The 14,558-nt window shown below is 36.7% G+C and carries 26 protein-coding genes; 20 read left to right on the top strand and 6 right to left on the bottom strand.

Going from position 1 to position 14,558, the window contains the following annotated elements:
- The first annotated feature begins 44 nt into the window (after window positions 1–44).
- Both AS180_RS00290 and glnA read left to right on the top strand, forming a co-directional pair.
- A complete protein-coding gene (locus AS180_RS00290; protein WP_062686192.1) occupies window positions 45–467 on the top strand; it encodes a MerR family transcriptional regulator in 423 nt (140 codons plus the stop codon).
- 81 nt (window positions 468–548) lie between these two features.
- Window positions 549–1,883: a type I glutamate--ammonia ligase gene (glnA, locus tag AS180_RS00285; protein WP_025908619.1), complete on the top strand. Its 1,335-nt coding sequence runs from the start codon at window positions 549–551 to the stop codon at window positions 1,881–1,883.
- A 102-nt stretch (window positions 1,884–1,985) separates the two neighbouring features.
- Here glnA and AS180_RS00280 read toward each other — a convergent pair whose 3' ends face one another.
- A complete protein-coding gene (locus AS180_RS00280; protein WP_062686190.1) occupies window positions 1,986–3,176 on the bottom strand; it encodes a site-specific integrase in 1,191 nt (396 codons plus the stop codon).
- Between the two features lie 13 nt (window positions 3,177–3,189).
- The gene (locus tag AS180_RS00275; protein ID WP_062686188.1) at window positions 3,190–3,702 is read right to left on the bottom strand and encodes an ImmA/IrrE family metallo-endopeptidase; all 513 of its coding nucleotides are present in this window, start codon (window positions 3,700–3,702) and stop codon (window positions 3,190–3,192) included.
- Window positions 3,703–3,867: 165 nt separating this feature from the next.
- On the opposite strand from AS180_RS00275, the gene AS180_RS00270 reads away from it, so the two are divergent.
- A complete protein-coding gene (locus tag AS180_RS00270; RefSeq protein WP_062686186.1) occupies window positions 3,868–4,572 on the top strand; it encodes a hypothetical protein in 705 nt (234 codons plus the stop codon).
- Here AS180_RS00270 and AS180_RS00265 read toward each other — a convergent pair.
- The 3 genes from AS180_RS00265 to AS180_RS00255 form a co-directional block, all read right to left on the bottom strand.
- Complete coding sequence (locus AS180_RS00265; RefSeq protein WP_062686184.1) at window positions 4,569–5,783, bottom strand: hypothetical protein; 1,215 nt, start codon at window positions 5,781–5,783, stop codon at window positions 4,569–4,571. The genes AS180_RS00270 and AS180_RS00265 overlap by 4 nt on opposite strands.
- A gap of 2 nt (window positions 5,784–5,785) precedes the next feature.
- On the bottom strand, window positions 5,786–6,703 hold the full coding sequence (locus AS180_RS00260) for a serine/threonine-protein kinase (protein ID WP_062686182.1): 918 nt from the start codon (window positions 6,701–6,703) through the stop codon (window positions 5,786–5,788).
- 155 nt (window positions 6,704–6,858) lie between these two features.
- Entirely contained in the window at window positions 6,859–7,212 is a 354-nt protein-coding gene (locus AS180_RS00255) for a helix-turn-helix domain-containing protein (protein WP_062686181.1), read from the bottom strand.
- Between the two features lie 191 nt (window positions 7,213–7,403).
- On the opposite strand from AS180_RS00255, the gene AS180_RS22020 reads away from it, so the two are divergent.
- From AS180_RS22020 to AS180_RS00215, 11 genes are all read left to right on the top strand, one after another.
- Window positions 7,404–7,631 carry a helix-turn-helix transcriptional regulator gene (locus tag AS180_RS22020; protein WP_062686180.1) on the top strand — a complete coding sequence of 76 codons (228 nt, stop codon included), beginning with the start codon at window positions 7,404–7,406 and terminating at the stop codon, window positions 7,629–7,631.
- Window positions 7,632–7,651: 20 nt separating this feature from the next.
- Entirely contained in the window at window positions 7,652–7,828 is a 177-nt protein-coding gene (locus tag AS180_RS23050; RefSeq protein WP_175384177.1) for a hypothetical protein, read from the top strand.
- A 16-nt stretch (window positions 7,829–7,844) separates the two neighbouring features.
- Window positions 7,845–8,135 (top strand): MerR family transcriptional regulator, encoded by a 291-nt coding sequence (locus AS180_RS00245; protein WP_025908625.1) that lies wholly within the window; start codon window positions 7,845–7,847, stop codon window positions 8,133–8,135.
- A 112-nt stretch (window positions 8,136–8,247) separates the two neighbouring features.
- A complete protein-coding gene (locus AS180_RS00240; protein WP_062686283.1) occupies window positions 8,248–8,760 on the top strand; it encodes a helix-turn-helix transcriptional regulator in 513 nt (170 codons plus the stop codon).
- A complete protein-coding gene (locus AS180_RS00235) occupies window positions 8,757–9,014 on the top strand; it encodes a hypothetical protein (RefSeq protein ID WP_025908627.1) in 258 nt (85 codons plus the stop codon). The genes AS180_RS00240 and AS180_RS00235 overlap by 4 nt, the downstream gene beginning before the upstream one ends.
- Window positions 9,015–9,323: 309 nt before the next feature.
- Window positions 9,324–9,494 (top strand): hypothetical protein, encoded by a 171-nt coding sequence (locus AS180_RS22015; protein ID WP_156413414.1) that lies wholly within the window; start codon window positions 9,324–9,326, stop codon window positions 9,492–9,494.
- A gap of 66 nt (window positions 9,495–9,560) precedes the next feature.
- Window positions 9,561–10,601: a DnaD domain-containing protein gene (locus AS180_RS00230; protein ID WP_062686179.1), complete on the top strand. Its 1,041-nt coding sequence runs from the start codon at window positions 9,561–9,563 to the stop codon at window positions 10,599–10,601.
- Window positions 10,602–10,608: 7 nt separating this feature from the next.
- Window positions 10,609–10,791 (top strand): Fur-regulated basic protein FbpA, encoded by a 183-nt coding sequence (locus tag AS180_RS00225; RefSeq protein ID WP_025908629.1) that lies wholly within the window; start codon window positions 10,609–10,611, stop codon window positions 10,789–10,791.
- A gap of 5 nt (window positions 10,792–10,796) precedes the next feature.
- Window positions 10,797–10,934, top strand: coding sequence for a hypothetical protein (locus AS180_RS22010; protein ID WP_156413413.1), 138 nt, complete (start codon window positions 10,797–10,799; stop codon window positions 10,932–10,934).
- A 30-nt stretch (window positions 10,935–10,964) separates the two neighbouring features.
- The gene (locus AS180_RS00220; RefSeq protein ID WP_025908630.1) at window positions 10,965–11,276 is read left to right on the top strand and encodes a hypothetical protein; all 312 of its coding nucleotides are present in this window, start codon (window positions 10,965–10,967) and stop codon (window positions 11,274–11,276) included.
- A complete protein-coding gene (locus AS180_RS00215) occupies window positions 11,273–11,452 on the top strand; it encodes a hypothetical protein (RefSeq protein WP_062686177.1) in 180 nt (59 codons plus the stop codon). The genes AS180_RS00220 and AS180_RS00215 overlap by 4 nt, the downstream gene beginning before the upstream one ends.
- Window positions 11,453–11,511: 59 nt before the next feature.
- On the opposite strand, the gene AS180_RS00210 is transcribed toward AS180_RS00215, so the two are convergent.
- Window positions 11,512–11,844, bottom strand: a complete 333-nt coding sequence (locus tag AS180_RS00210; RefSeq protein WP_062686175.1) for a cupin domain-containing protein — start codon at window positions 11,842–11,844, stop codon at window positions 11,512–11,514.
- Window positions 11,845–11,989: 145 nt separating this feature from the next.
- On the opposite strand from AS180_RS00210, the gene AS180_RS23045 reads away from it, so the two are divergent.
- The 6 genes from AS180_RS23045 (at window position 11,990) to AS180_RS00185 (ending at window position 14,554) form a co-directional block, all read left to right on the top strand.
- Complete coding sequence (locus AS180_RS23045) at window positions 11,990–12,139, top strand: hypothetical protein (protein ID WP_175384176.1); 150 nt, start codon at window positions 11,990–11,992, stop codon at window positions 12,137–12,139.
- 60 nt (window positions 12,140–12,199) lie between these two features.
- Window positions 12,200–12,409: an XtrA/YqaO family protein gene (locus AS180_RS00205; RefSeq protein ID WP_025907123.1), complete on the top strand. Its 210-nt coding sequence runs from the start codon at window positions 12,200–12,202 to the stop codon at window positions 12,407–12,409.
- Between the two features lie 60 nt (window positions 12,410–12,469).
- Window positions 12,470–13,264, top strand: a complete 795-nt coding sequence (locus tag AS180_RS00200; RefSeq protein ID WP_025907121.1) for a phage antirepressor KilAC domain-containing protein — start codon at window positions 12,470–12,472, stop codon at window positions 13,262–13,264.
- Window positions 13,265–13,358: 94 nt separating this feature from the next.
- Window positions 13,359–13,553 carry a hypothetical protein gene (locus AS180_RS00195; protein ID WP_062686173.1) on the top strand — a complete coding sequence of 65 codons (195 nt, stop codon included), beginning with the start codon at window positions 13,359–13,361 and terminating at the stop codon, window positions 13,551–13,553.
- Window positions 13,554–13,571: 18 nt separating this feature from the next.
- On the top strand, window positions 13,572–14,015 hold the full coding sequence (locus tag AS180_RS00190) for an ArpU family phage packaging/lysis transcriptional regulator (RefSeq protein ID WP_025907117.1): 444 nt from the start codon (window positions 13,572–13,574) through the stop codon (window positions 14,013–14,015).
- Window positions 14,012–14,554 carry a site-specific integrase gene (locus AS180_RS00185; RefSeq protein ID WP_025907115.1) on the top strand — a complete coding sequence of 181 codons (543 nt, stop codon included), beginning with the start codon at window positions 14,012–14,014 and terminating at the stop codon, window positions 14,552–14,554. Before AS180_RS00190 ends, AS180_RS00185 begins: the two co-directional genes overlap by 4 nt.
- Window positions 14,555–14,558 lie beyond the last annotated feature (4 nt).

Below are 14,558 nucleotides of genomic sequence, written 5' to 3'. Positions count from 1 at the left end.
AACATGGCATACAATGAAACTAGTTAATCAAAGGAGGAACTGAGATGAGTGACAACATACGAAGAAATACGCCGCTTTTCCCAATTGGAATTGTGATGCAGTTAACTGAGTTGTCGGCTCGCCAAATTCGCTACTATGAGGAACATGAATTAGTTACACCTGTACGATCTGAAGGTAATCGTCGATTATTCTCGTTTAACGATGTTGATAAATTACTAGAAATTCGGGACTTAATTGAACAAGGTGTAAACTTAGCTGGTGTTAAGCAGCTATTTCAAGTTCAGAAAGCGCAAGAAGGGCATAAAAAAGAGGCAAAACCAGAAGATGAAAAGGTTGTAGCAGAAGCAAGCAAATCTGAGCTATCAGATGAAGAGTTACGCAAGATGCTTCGCGCTGAGTTAATGCAAGCAGGACGCTTTAACAAAGCAACTCTCAATCAAGGAGATATGTCTCGGTTCTTTCATTAAAAATTGTAAGTATTTATATGCTTCGTTAACAGGAAGTATATAAACTATAAATATTTTTTAGATTTAGGGGAGGATCACACGATGGCAAAGTACACAAAAGAAGATATTTTCAAAAAGGTTCAGGAAGAGAATGTAAAATACATTCGCCTTCAGTTCACTGACATTTTAGGAACAATCAAAAACGTTGAAATTCCAGTAAGTCAATTAGAAAAAGCGTTAGACAACAAGATGATGTTTGACGGTTCTTCAATCGAAGGTTTCGTACGTATCGAAGAATCTGATATGTACTTATATCCAGATCCAGACACGTTTGTTGTATTCCCTTGGACGTCTGAAAAAGGTAAAGTTGCACGTTTCATTTGTGACATCTACAATCCAGACGGAACTCCATTTGATGGAGACCCACGTAACAACTTAAAGCGTATATTAAAAGAAATGGAAGACTTAGGATTCAGTGATTTTAACCTTGGGCCTGAGCCAGAATTCTTCTTATTCAAGCTAGATGAAAAAGGAGAGCCAACGTTAGAATTAAACGATAAAGGTGGCTACTTCGACCTAGCACCAACTGACCTTGGTGAAAACTGCCGTCGTGACATCGTATTAGAGCTTGAAGAAATGGGCTTTGAAATTGAAGCATCTCACCATGAGGTAGCTCCTGGTCAACATGAGATTGACTTCAAATATGCTGGCGCATTAAGAGCTTGCGATGACATCCAAACATTTAAACTAGTAGTTAAAACAATTGCTCGTAAGCACGGCTTACACGCAACATTCATGCCAAAACCATTGTTCGGTGTGAACGGTTCAGGTATGCACTGCAACCTTTCACTATTCAAAGATGGCCAAAATGCATTCTATGATGCAAACGGAAACTTAGAGTTAAGTGATACAGCTCGTCAATTCATCGCTGGTATCATTAAGCACGCTCACAGCTTCACTGCTGTAACAAACCCAACAGTAAACTCTTACAAGCGTTTAGTACCTGGTTACGAAGCTCCTTGTTACGTTGCATGGTCTGCACGCAACCGTAGCCCATTAATTCGTATCCCAGCTTCTCGCGGAGTAGGAACTCGTGTTGAGGTACGTAGCGTAGACCCAGCTGCTAACCCATACCTAGCGATGGCTGTATTACTAAAAGCTGGTTTAGACGGAATCAAGAACAATCTTGAAGCTCCAAAACCAATTGACCGCAACATCTATGTAATGACTAAAGAAGAGCGCGTAAAAGAAGGTATCGTAGATTTACCTGCTACGCTAGCTCAAGCTTTAGATAGCTTCCAAGCTAACGAAATCATGGTTTCTGCATTAGGTGAGCACTTAGCTGAACACTTCATCGAAGCTAAGGAAATTGAGTGGGATATGTTCCGTACACAAGTTCACCCATGGGAACGCGATCAATACATGAGCCAATATTAATTGGTAGAAAGCCTGATATGACTGCATTTGCAGTCATTCAGGCTTTTTTTATTGTGGACGTATTTCTTTAGGATTTTACAGCTTGACCACATTTTGACCACATTATTTTTTTTCGGTAGAAATATGGTCATAGTTCATGTATTCTGAATAGCTTGCTATGCTGCGTTTTTCAAGCGTATTTGAAATGTGAGTGTAAACGTCAGCTGTTGTTTGAATGGATTTATGACCCAATCTTTCTTGTACTTCTTTGAGGGAGGCACCGGATTCTAGCATCATCACAGCGTGCGTATGACGCAAACTATGAATGGTAAGATTTTTAGTAATATTGGCTTTTGTATAAATGCGTTTTATTGCTCGATGCAATGTGGATTTAGTATAAGGAAAACCGTCACCCCGTTCAAATACCAAATCTCCTTCACTAAAGTACAGTGTTCCTAACATCATTCTTTGTTCAGCTTGCTTAAGTTTATGTTTCTTTAACTCTTTTGCTAATTCTTGAGAGATAAGGACTGATCGATAAGAAGTTTCTGTCTTGGGAGGGCCAAACATTTTATTGAGCTCTTTTTCATCATAGTGTAACGTTTTCAAGATATTAATAGATGGCTGAGCAAAATCAATATCTTTCCACTGTAAGGCAAGTGCTTCACCTTTTCGCATTCCGGTATCAATTAATAGTCGAACAAGGGTGTAGTATTTTTGTTCAAGTTCACTTGCTACTTCTAACACATGAAACACTTCATCTTTCGTAAGGTACTGTAAGTCTTGATCAGTTTTAATTTTGTTTATCTTATTATTTGGAATACTTACTTTATAACAAGGGTTTTTATCAATAATATTAAGCGTTACGGCTTTATTCATTGCGTTAGACATTGTCGTATGAATAATGGAAACAGTACGTCTGCTGTATTTTTCAGCTAAGACATTGATAAACTTTTGATAAAAAGCGGGAGAGAAGTCTTTTAGTTTCACATAACCATAGTAGGGAATAATATGCTTGTGTATGTTATATTCGTGCAGCTTAAATGTGTTTGCTTTTACAGTGTTCTTCTTATAGACCTCTAGCCACTCAATTAAAAAATCCCTTACAAATACGTCCTTATACTCCATATTCAGCTTTCCAGTTTGCTTATGCACTTCAAGTTCAGCAGCGGCGAACTGTGCTTCTTTTTTCGTCTTAAACCCTCTTTTAGTTGTTTGCCGACGCTTACCTGTTACGGGGTCACACGGAAGCTCAGCTTTAAACATCCAAGCGGATGTACCGTCTTTCTTTTGATACTTTTGAAAATGTGCCACCAGCAACAACCTCCTAACAAGAACTAATCGCTTCTCTAAACTTCTGTGAATATGTAATCCCTAGAATTTGATTTTCAAAATGTTCAATTCTTCTTGATGCAAACAGCGGTGTGACGTTAAAAGTTGTGCTCACTTCATGAATAAATTCACGTTTAGTGGGAGGAGGAGACAGCTTTAACAGCATGAAGGTAGGCACACAAAACTGTAGCGCAAAGTTATTTGCCTTATTCTCTTGATAGGCAATGAATCCTTCTGGAAGGAACCACTGATGCCCACAATGAAATAAAACATGTCCTAACTCATGACCGAAGTCCTCCCACTGCTGCTGGGAGGAAAGGCTGCGGTTAATTAAAATACTGTATAGGCCATTACGATCAATTGCAGCACTTTCAAAATCGACAAAATGCAGCCAAATTCCAAGATTAGAAGCGATACTAATCATATCAATCTGGCTGGGAACATTAATATGTAGCTTCTGGTACAAATAGCGAACTGAGTCTTCTAGTGGAGTAAATTGATAATTCATGGAAATCACCTCTTATTGCATTTTACCAAACATACGTTCTGTGTTACAATAGTTTTACCTGAAATTTATTTTCTTTGATTTGATTATTAAGAATAATGCTGTATAATAACTTAAGTTTTGAAAATATAATCTAACTATTAGAAAAGAAATAGGGAGGGATCTTTAGTGGTAAGTTCTTTAAAAAGTTCATCCCATTATTTAGATACATTAAGTATAAAGGAAGAAAGTTTAGTTAGAGCTTTAGAAAACGATCTCAAAAAGAAAGTCAGTGGAAAAGAAAATCAGTTTTTGATTAGAGAGATGGATTGTTGGCAAGGTCGTGCGGATATTGTTTGGGCGGATATTAGAACCCAAGGTAAGTTGTCAGAAGAGCAAATAAAAGTAATATTAAAATTAACAAATGCACAAGTTTTGTCGTTGCTTCACTATCAGTCACCAAGAACGTTTCAGTATATAAAATTCAAAACGGGCCTAATGGATACTACTATAAAAAAAGCTTTAAAAGAGCTTAACGAATCGAAAATTATCAAAATTAATTTAAATGGAAGTTACTTAATTAATAATGAGTTTAAATTGCCTAAAATAAATTTTAATGCTTATGAAGCTAAGTTGCATAATTGGAAGAGGGCTTTATATCAAGCTATACAATATTTAGGATTCGCCCAATACTCTTGGGTTGTTATGCCAAAAAAACATATTAATCCAGCTTTGAAAAATTTGTATGCTTTTAAAGAAAATGGTATTGGTTTATTATCGATAGATGATAGAGGACAGGTTGATGTATATATTAAACCTAAAAAACACCAACCAAGCAGAAAGGCTTTCCACTTGATTGGTATAAGCAAAACTCTATATTCTTCTAAAAGTTAAGAGTTTAAGTTATGTTGTTCCTTAAAACTACTTAAAGCAAGTTGCCATGTATCTAAGTGCTTCCCTGTTGAAGCGGTGCTTAGCTGAATAGCCATATTATCTAAAATAGTATACAAAGCTTTAGCTTCATTAATTTTAGTTTCTAAATTATTAATACGCTCTGTAATATCAAATGTATCTGTAAAAAAAGCTTGAGAGCCATGCTGTAGAGCAGACCAATGCTGTAAGTGACTAATGCTACGTGACCACCCATCAGAAGGGTTATTCCCAGTAAGAATTATATTATCTAGGCCAGCCCTACTAAGGTAATCACTTAAGTTTCCTCCTCTTGCTGTTACCTGTCTAGATATAGAATCTAATTCTGATACTAAAACAGAATTTAACAAAGGGATTGAAGTATATCTCTCACGAGGCAATCTACCACCAGTACTAGGTAAAATTCGTTGCTGTACAGTGAATTTCCTAGAGCTATTATGCCAACCGGTACTAATACCAGAAGCACCTGCTGCTAAATACAGTAAACCAATGATATCTGAATAGCCCATTATTACCCTGAATTCATTAATGTCACTTAATGAGTAAATCATTGTAAGTAAGTTAGTTAAAGCAGTAGCTTCTTCGAAGTGTTGGTCGTAGGCAGTATTATTACGTGCTACTACAATATAAAAGCCTTCCACATTTAGCATTGTTAGCTCATTTAAAAACTCATTCACATGTACCGTATCATTTAAAGCTGTTTCTTGAAAAATTAGTGAAATCAAGATAGGCTTTCCTAGTTCTTGAGCTTGTTGAGAAGATTCTTCAGCCATTGTCAAGGCAATTTGAGCTTGCCTATCTGTAAAATTTGGCATTAGAATAGAAGGTGAAACTAAAGTGTCTATACCTAAATCATTTTGAAATTTTAAACATTCAGATACTAATTTACTAATGCTCCTAAAAGACCTTAACGAAGATAAAGTTAGAGGTCCGGGGTAGAAAGATAGTTGGTCCAGGTTTTTGCTTACTCCTTCTATGTAAGTCGCATAATAAAATTGAGGATCTATTAAAATATCCACATTTTCATTTAAGCCTAATAGTTCTTGTTTAAGAGTAATTAAGCTCTCATATTTATCATCTCGAGGACTAAGAACTACTCCATTTAAAGCGTTCATCTCAATACCTTTGTGAATTTTATCTCCTTTACCGTAACCTTGTTGTGCATAAATCTTCATTTTTAAATTTCCTCCTTTAACTTAGTAAGCATATCTATTAGATTTTCACAAGATTTGAATCTCATGTGAGGATGACGAGAAAGCAACCTGGTTATTATCCTTGAAAAGCGTTTATTAATGCCGCTTCTTAGATTCTCAATAGGGGTGAATTGAGCTTCCATTATGTTTGCTATTATCTGCATGGTGTTAACTCCTTGCTTATAGAAAGGGTGAGAGCCTGTTAAAGCTTGATATAAAACGATTCCAAGTAAAAATAGATCAGATCTAAAATCAATATTGATCTTTACATTGGTGATTTGTTCAGGCGACATATATATAGCAGTTCCTATGATAAGAGAAGCTTGAGTTAAAGCTTTTCCTTGTGTATCAAATGCAATTCCAGTATCTAGAAGGATAAAATCCCCATTTTTATTTTGCATAATATTCTTTGGCTTAATATCTCTATGAACCATGCCAATATTCCAAAGGTGATCAATAGCATCAGAAATATTAATTGCTAGATTTAAAGCTTCTTTTTCTGATAGTTTTCTGTTAAGTAGAATTGTGTGTAGATCTTCACCGTCGATATATTCTTCAGAAAACATAAGTAACTTTTTCTCATCAAAAGAGACAATATTTAAGCCTATAGGTCCTAATTTTACAAGAGTTGGAGTATCACATTGATTCATAATATCAATTTCACGAGAAGCTCTTGCTAGTACTTCAGATTCAATACCTGTGTCATTTTCATCAGTAGTCCCCTCAGTTTCTTTACTTTCAATTTCTAAAAACTTTAAAGTATAAGGTACTTTATCAATCTTACATTTAAAAACAATTTTTTGGCCACCTGTACTTAAAAACTCAATATCTTCGATAATATTTTGTGAATGACTTTCCATAATTTCATATACGTCACTTACACTTAAAATGGGAGCCTGCATATAATACCTCCAAATTATATTTATTTATAAAAAAGTGAGTATTTTGTATATTTAGGTTTAAATAACTTGTTTTTTAGAATAAAATTACATTTTATAGTTAAAAATAAACACGCATTTAAGCGCGTTTATAAACTTGATATATTGTTAGTATTTTATTAATCGTCTTCAACCTCACGATTACCTTCACTCTTAATAATCTCCCAAATCTTACGCAGCTGCTCTTGACGATCTTCAGGAGCATTTTTAATTTCTTTGAAGAAGACGCCTAGTTCTGGGTCGAGAAGGGATTCTTCATTCTTTTCTTGAATTAGATCAGGGTTGTCAGTGCGGCCTAAAAGATAGTCAGTACTTACGTTAAAGAAGTCAGCCAGCTTTTCTAATGTTTGAGTATCAGGTTCGCTTCTACCATTCTCATAGTGTGAATAACGTGCTCTAGAGACAGAAATTGCTTTAGCAACATCTTCTTGTGTACGTTTCCCTCTTAAAAATTTTAATCGACTACCCAGCATACAATACAACTCCTAATATTAAATAGCAAAGTTTTCGTAACACAAACTTATACTTATATTATAGATACAAAAAGTATCGTTTTAAATAAAAGATAAAAAAAGTATCAAATAAATCGTTGACGATACAAAATGTATCATTTATAATTAATACAAATGATACGAAATGTATCAAAGAGAGGAGGTGCTGTTGGATGAGAGAAAAACTCATTAATGAACGCTTATCTAGAGATTGGACTCAAAAAGAAGTTGCTGAGAAACTTAATATCTCAGAAGTTTATGTAAGAAAGATTGAAAAAGGGGTTAGAAACCCAGGGCGCTCAACGATGCTGAAATTTGAAATATTATATTCTACAAGTGAACGAGAGTTGTTTCCAGATCTTTTTCAGGTTATAGATGATACAAAATGTATCAATAATTAAATGCTTTTAGGAGGGTTCACATGAACTTTGACATCGGTAAATTACTTTACAACGCCGAACTAACAGTCGATCTCCTATACATTGCAAATGACTTGCTAGAAGAAAAAGATTTTACCAAAGAACAGGCCGCAGCTGAAATCATTCAGTTACTTGAAAAGCATGGTTTGACTAAACTTTATTTCACTGGAGGTGCTTGAAATGACATTTGAACAAATGCTTAAGGATGCTTTAGAAGAGGCATTGGCTCCTATAAAACGAGACATAGAAGAACTGAAATCAGCTTCAAGTTTATCTAAGTATGGTCCAGTTTTAACAGTGACTGAATTAATGGACTTTTTAAAGATTGGTCGCACGAAAGCAACAGAGTTAGTTAGTCGACCTGACTTTCCAGTAATTCGAGCATGTGGCATCAAAGTACCCACGCATCTGCTGATGGAGTGGATCGAACAAAATACTGAGTGGGTACAACATAATACAAAGTATTTCAACCAGGCTGTAATGTAAAACAGCCATACCTTTTACCCTTAAACGGAAAATTTTATCTTATTTAGAATCATAAAGAAAATGGTGTAACAAATGTACTGGGTTTTTGGTACGAAAGGGGAGATTGATATTGATTAAGTTAGGAGAGGAGTTGGCGGAAGCAAGAAAGCGCCAAGGCCTAACGCAAGAACAGTTAGCAATGGATTTACCGGTATCACGCGAAACCATTGCCAAATACGAAACAAATCAGCGTAAGTTTCAAGAAGATTTATATCAGCAGGTGGCTTATAGCGTGGATGATCCAGAATATTACTTCGCTACATGGAATGAAGCAGCAGGGCGCGTCAGCATTCCATATTTCAACGGTGACTACATAGATAGACATCCAGCCAGTATGAAATACATGGTACAACAAGAAACAAATGAAGCACTTGATCAGATGGAAAGGGTTTGTTGGGCAAAGCCGATACGAATGCAGAACGAAAGTGAACGAGAAGAAATCAAACGTGTCATTCATGAAATTCTCGACGCAGCGGCGTCCATGATTAATTTAGTAGCGGTTCTTTGTAAGGAGTACGATTTCTCCATGAAGTCGATTTATAAAATGTGGTGGGCATCCATTAAGACAAGGAGATGGAAGGCATGAGGGTATTAGAATCAGATTTTCGTTTAGCAACTCGTTTAGAAGAAGTCATTTTTGAAGGGCTTTTAAGCGCACACCAATCGATGTTCAAAGGGGAGTTTGAACAGTTTGATGAGCAGGTTAAAGAAGTGATGAAAGCAAAGAAAGAACTTCAGCGGCTTTATGAGAAGAAACAAACTCGTGAACGACTAGAAGCATTGGTAAAAGATTTGCAAAGTAAGGGAATGGCAATCGATTTTGTAAAGAGGGTCATTTAGTAGGAGGACATGATGAAAGAGACAGTAGTTTGGAAAAATAAAAAAGCAGCAAGTGCTGGAACACTTACTGCCGATCGTTCGCTTCGATAGAACGCTTAACTAACTTCAGTATAGCACAGCTTTATGTGTGCGACAAGAATGTATGTTCTTGTCGTCATGGTCAGGAAAGAGCTATCATTTGTTTCCCCCGACAATTGATACACACCTCTCATCCCTCTTTCCTGGCTATGACGATGCGAATAGCATCAACTAAATAAGAAAGGAGGACAGAAGCGTCTCATTCTATGTGTATGTTTCTAAACTGACATTATGCTATGGGATTTAGAGTTTGTAGATAAGAAGATGCAAACGATCCATAAGGAAATGGTTTTTGCATCTTGTGTGAATGAATGTAAAGAACTAGCGAAAACAATTTTAAAGCGCATAAAAAAAGAAGACAAGGAGTTGCAGCTCCTCATCTTCGAAGTGATTGTCGATTAATCAATTGCTTCCATTGTAGCTTAAGATGCTTGTAGAAAGCAAGCTTTATAGAAAGGGAGAGAGCAGATGGCTAAATTTAGACAGATTCAAGTGGATTTTTGGTCTGATCCACGCGTTTCAGAGGAAATGACACCGGAAGATAAATTCTTTTACTTATACCTTTTAACCAATCCAAATACGAAGCAGATTGGTGTATATACGATTACGAAGAAGCAAATGGCTTTTGATATGGGGTATTCAATTGAAACGATTAATAGCTTACTAAAGCGTTTTGAGAACGAGCATAAAGTGGTTAAGTATAATCCAGAAACGCGAGAAATCGCTCTATTAAACTGGGGCAAGTATAACTTGAATAAAGGCGGAAAGCCGATTTTGGACTGCGTTGTAAAAGAGCTTGGAGAGGTGAAAGATCTATCTCTTTTAGCGGAAGTAGCAAGTAGCATTAAAAACAGCAGCATTTTAGAATTGTTTACTAATAAGCTAAAAGAATTACGTGCCGTTGACGACACGTCATACGATACGTTAGACGATACGTCAACGCCAAGTGGACAAGAAAAAGAAGAAGAACAAGAAGAAGAAAAAGAAAAAGAAAAAGAACTACTACTACATGAACAAGATATAGATCTAGAAGAAGGCGCTCTTGAAAAAAGTGAAGTCGGTAGTAGTAGTCGTAATCAAACTCAATCAATCTTTGATTTTTATCAACAAAACTTCGGTATGCTAAATCCTTTTATCAGCCAACAAATTCAGTATTGGACTGAAGACATGGGAGAAGAGCTTGTGTTAGAAGCAATGTCTTTAACGCTTAAACAGCAAAAAACATGGAAATATGCTGAGGGCATCTTGAAATCATGGGCAAACCGCAACGTTCGTAGCCTTGATGATGTTCAAGCGTTAGAAGCAGCATTTAAAAACAAGCGTCGCTTTAATCAAAATGCATCTAATCGTAAAGAAATTGTGCCAGACTGGTTAGCTCAAGAAGCAGCGGATCAACCACAGTCATCTGTTGCTGTATTAGATACTGACTTCGAAGCAGAGAAACGTAAGCTAGAAGCGGAATTGAAGGAGTTAGAAGCAGAACTAAAGGCTGGAGCCGGAAAGGAGTGAGTACATAATGGCACTTCTAAAACAAGCGGTTGAACAGCGCTGTGCGTACTTAATCAACGAGCTTATGCGCTACGGCTATTTCAAAACTCCTGCTGGCAAACAGCTATATGAGCTTAGCTTAACCGAGCTAGAAATGATTCATATTGGCATTAAGTCTGAATTTGGCAAGCATATGAACCGAGGAGAGTGAACAGGGTGGGGCGTATTGAGATCTTTAAGCTGTCAAAAGCGGAATTGGAAATGTACAAGAAGCAATCGCAGCGTGTAGAAACACTAAAGCGTCCAACCGATTGGAAATGGCCTTCTTCTCGTCAAAAGAAGCGTCAAAAATAAACTGTGATATAGATTGCGAGGGAAGCGTTCATGCAGATTCAGTTAAGTGATGAGCAAGTAGAGTTTATTTACAAGGAGCTTAGCTGCTCCAGTGGCTATAATTTGCAATCAATTCATTGCAACGGAGAACTTCAAGAACTCGTGTCCTATTTGAGCAAGCGCATGGAAGAGATTACGAAAGTAAGAGCTGCCAAGTATGAAACACTGTCCTTAAGGGAACTTGCAAGGCTATGCAAGGTAAGCGACCAAGAAGCATTGCTAGAGTGGGAGCGGAGATGGGAAGCGACTTTTCCGATGATGCGTGGTTCAAGCAATGTGAGAGAAGGAGCTAGTGATAAATGAATTGGGAAGAAGCTAAAGCAATTGTGAATGAAGGGAAAACAGTATTCTTTCACCATAGAGCTAAAGTCGTTCCAGTTAATAAAGATACTACGTTTCAAGATTTACAATGGAACTATTTTGGAGCATTAGAGTTAACATGGGCTGATATTGTAAACGGAAAATACTCTATTGCATGAGGTGTGAACACTACACGTTAGACGAAAAATGCACAATAAAAAACGCTAAAGATTAGCGTTTAAGAAGCTCCATTTATATCATTATCTTTTTTTTCAAAACAAATATTTATTGTTTTACCATTAGATCTAGTTCTATGTTGAGTATATGCCGGTACATTAAAAATCTCACCAGGTAATAGTTGAATTGTTTTATGGTCTTCTAAATCAATAAGAAGCTCTCCTTCGAGCACCATAAATAATTCGTCTGTTTCATGCTCATGCCAATGAAAATCTCCATTAATTACAGCAATTCTTAAAACATGATCGTTAATCTCGGAAACGACAAAATTTTTATATTCAGTCACATCAGAAACTAAGTCTAATAAATTTAATTTTCTAAATGAATTTTCCAAGTGTTTTACCCCTTTCACAAATTAAGTAGTAGTATATAAAAAATATACCACTTAACAATAAGAAATAGTGGGAAAGTTAGATGAATTAATTAAAAATGGCTATTGAACAATACGAGAATAAAACGCAGTAAAAGGAGCGATCCAAATGCATGGGGAAGTGAAAGTGTGGTACATGACGGAAGAAGAGCGCCTGGCTTATATAAAAAAGCATCCAATCATTCCGACCAAAAAGAAAAAAGAAAAAGCATTTTCAGACATTCATTCGTATGGTCAAAGGCAGAAAAAGAGCAAATAAAAAAGCCGGGAGCACTCCCGACAATCGTTTAACCAATTATATCACAAAAGGGGTGCGCTGATGTCTGAACGAGCAAGATTTTTAGAAGTAGATCCAGATGATATGACAATTCATCATGCGATTGAACCAGGTAAAGTTGTTCTTTTAATTTTAGATGGACATCAAGGGAAAGCAAAGGCAATTGAAGCGGTGCATCATGGACATACCATCATTGAAACGGCTAAAGGAAAAACAGCAAGAATTCGTTTTGAAGAGAGTGAATTATTTTAATAATGAATCGTTGGAGGTTGTTTTAGTTTTATAACTACGTAGCGGTAGGAGAGTGAAACGATGAACAAATCGACTATTATTGCTAATGACATGCTGCCTGTTTATCAAACTGAAGCAGGCGAGACAGTAGTGGATGCAAGAGAATTACATGCTGTTCTTATGATTGGTAAAGATTTTACCACATGGATAAAAGATCGCATTGAAAAATACGGCTTTGTGGAAGGAGAAGACTTTTCCCCAGTTTTGGGGGAAAGTGTTGGCGGAAGGCCTCGAACGGAATATATTTTAACTTTAGATACTGCTAAAGAGATTGCAATGGTTCAGCATAACGAGATGGGGCGTGTCGTGCGTAAATACTTTATTGAAGTAGAAAAGCGATTTAAACAGCTGCATGTTCCGTCATATATGATTGATGATCCGATTAAGCGAGCGGAGCAGTGGATTCTTGAACAAAAACAAAAGCAGCTTGTTGAAACAAAGAACTTGATGCTAGAACAGCAGTTAGCAGAAACTGCACCAAAGGTTACGTACTATGATCAAATTCTCCAGTCAGATAGCGTAATTAACATTTCACAGATTGCAAAAGATTATGGTCTGTCTGGTAAGAAGCTGAATCAAATTCTCAAGCAAGAAGGCGTGCAGTATAAGTTAGGTGAGCAATGGCTTTTATATAGCAAGTATCAAGATAAGGGGTATACGAAATCTCACACAACGAACTATCGAGACTCAAGTGATGAACTGAAAACGAAGCTTCATACCAAATGGACGCAGAAAGGTCGTTTGTTTATTCATACTGTACTAGCTAAATGCGGAATCGAAGCATTAATGGACCGAGATATTAAGAAAGCGAATTGAATATGTCCAAGATAGGAGAGCCTGAGGACGCTGAATTAGTAGCAAAACGCTGCTTGTTCAGTGTCCTTTTTAATTTCAGAAAAGGGGAATGTAAATGGGAACTTTACGAGGTGAAATGGAAAAGTGGAATAAGTTAAATCATGTGCTAAATGAAAAAGATACAAGGGAAACAGAGCAGCCACCTAAGAGAAAGAAGAAGGAAACATTTTCTGAAAGAGAACTACGCGAACTAATGGGAACTAATCGCAGTACGTATCACCGTTCACGCGGAGCTATTCGACAAAAATAAGAGGCAGGGGGCAATTTCATGATGGACACACTGTTACCTGAAATTGATGTAAAAGCAACAAAAAGAGTAGTGGAAGCAGCACTTGAGAAATATCGAGTGCTGCTGTTAACGCAAAATGAGGAGGAACTGCCGAAAGTGACAGCTACGTACTCGTTAGTTCCACCGTCAAATACGAACGCATTCCATTCATCTACAGAGGATATAGCCATTCGTAATATTTCACACGAGCAAGCCAGAAGTAAGTATTTAAAGCGGATGGTAATGGCGGTAAATCGATTAGGCTACTGGGAACGAGCGATTCTTATTCAGCGGTACATGCTACAAGATGATGTGTTTGATTACCAGGTCTATAATGATCTTAATTTCTCAGAGCGCAAATACTACCGCTTAAAAGAAAAAGCATTTATAAAGCTGGCCTTGTCTCTACGGATTGAAGTATATAAGGAAGGTGATGACAAATGAACTTTGTACAGCCCATTCGTGACTTAGTGAAACTCCAGGAGATGAAGGTTTATTTAAAATCAAAAAGTCAGCGGAACTATATGCTGTTTATATTAGGAATTAGTACAGGCTTGCGTATATCGGATATTCTGAAACTGAAGAAAGAAGATTTATTAAGTACTCACGTTGTATTAAGAGAGACGAAAACGCGTAAACAGAAGCGGATACGTATTCCTCCATCTATTCGTAAAGAAGTGCTAGAATATGCAAAAGAATTAACTGATGGAGATTATGTGATACAAAGCAGGCAAGGAACAAACAGAGCTATCGATCGTTCTACAGCATATCGGATTTTAAGAGAGGCAGCGGCGCATGTTCATTTAAATGAGATAGGAACGCATACACTTCGTAAAACATTCGGCTATCATTTTTACCAACAGACAAAAGACGTAGCCATGCTGCAAGAAATGTTCAACCATTCCAGTCCACAAATTACATTGAGATATATCGGTATCAATCAAGATTCAATGGATAAAGCGATGATGAAGTTTAAGATTTAACGAT

Source organism: Priestia veravalensis, assembly GCF_001457055.1.
Taxonomy (GTDB): Bacteria; Bacillota; Bacilli; order Bacillales; family Bacillaceae_H; genus Priestia; species Priestia flexa.
Note: the sequence above shows the minus strand (reverse complement) of the source record. Positions and strands in the feature narration are given on the sequence as shown.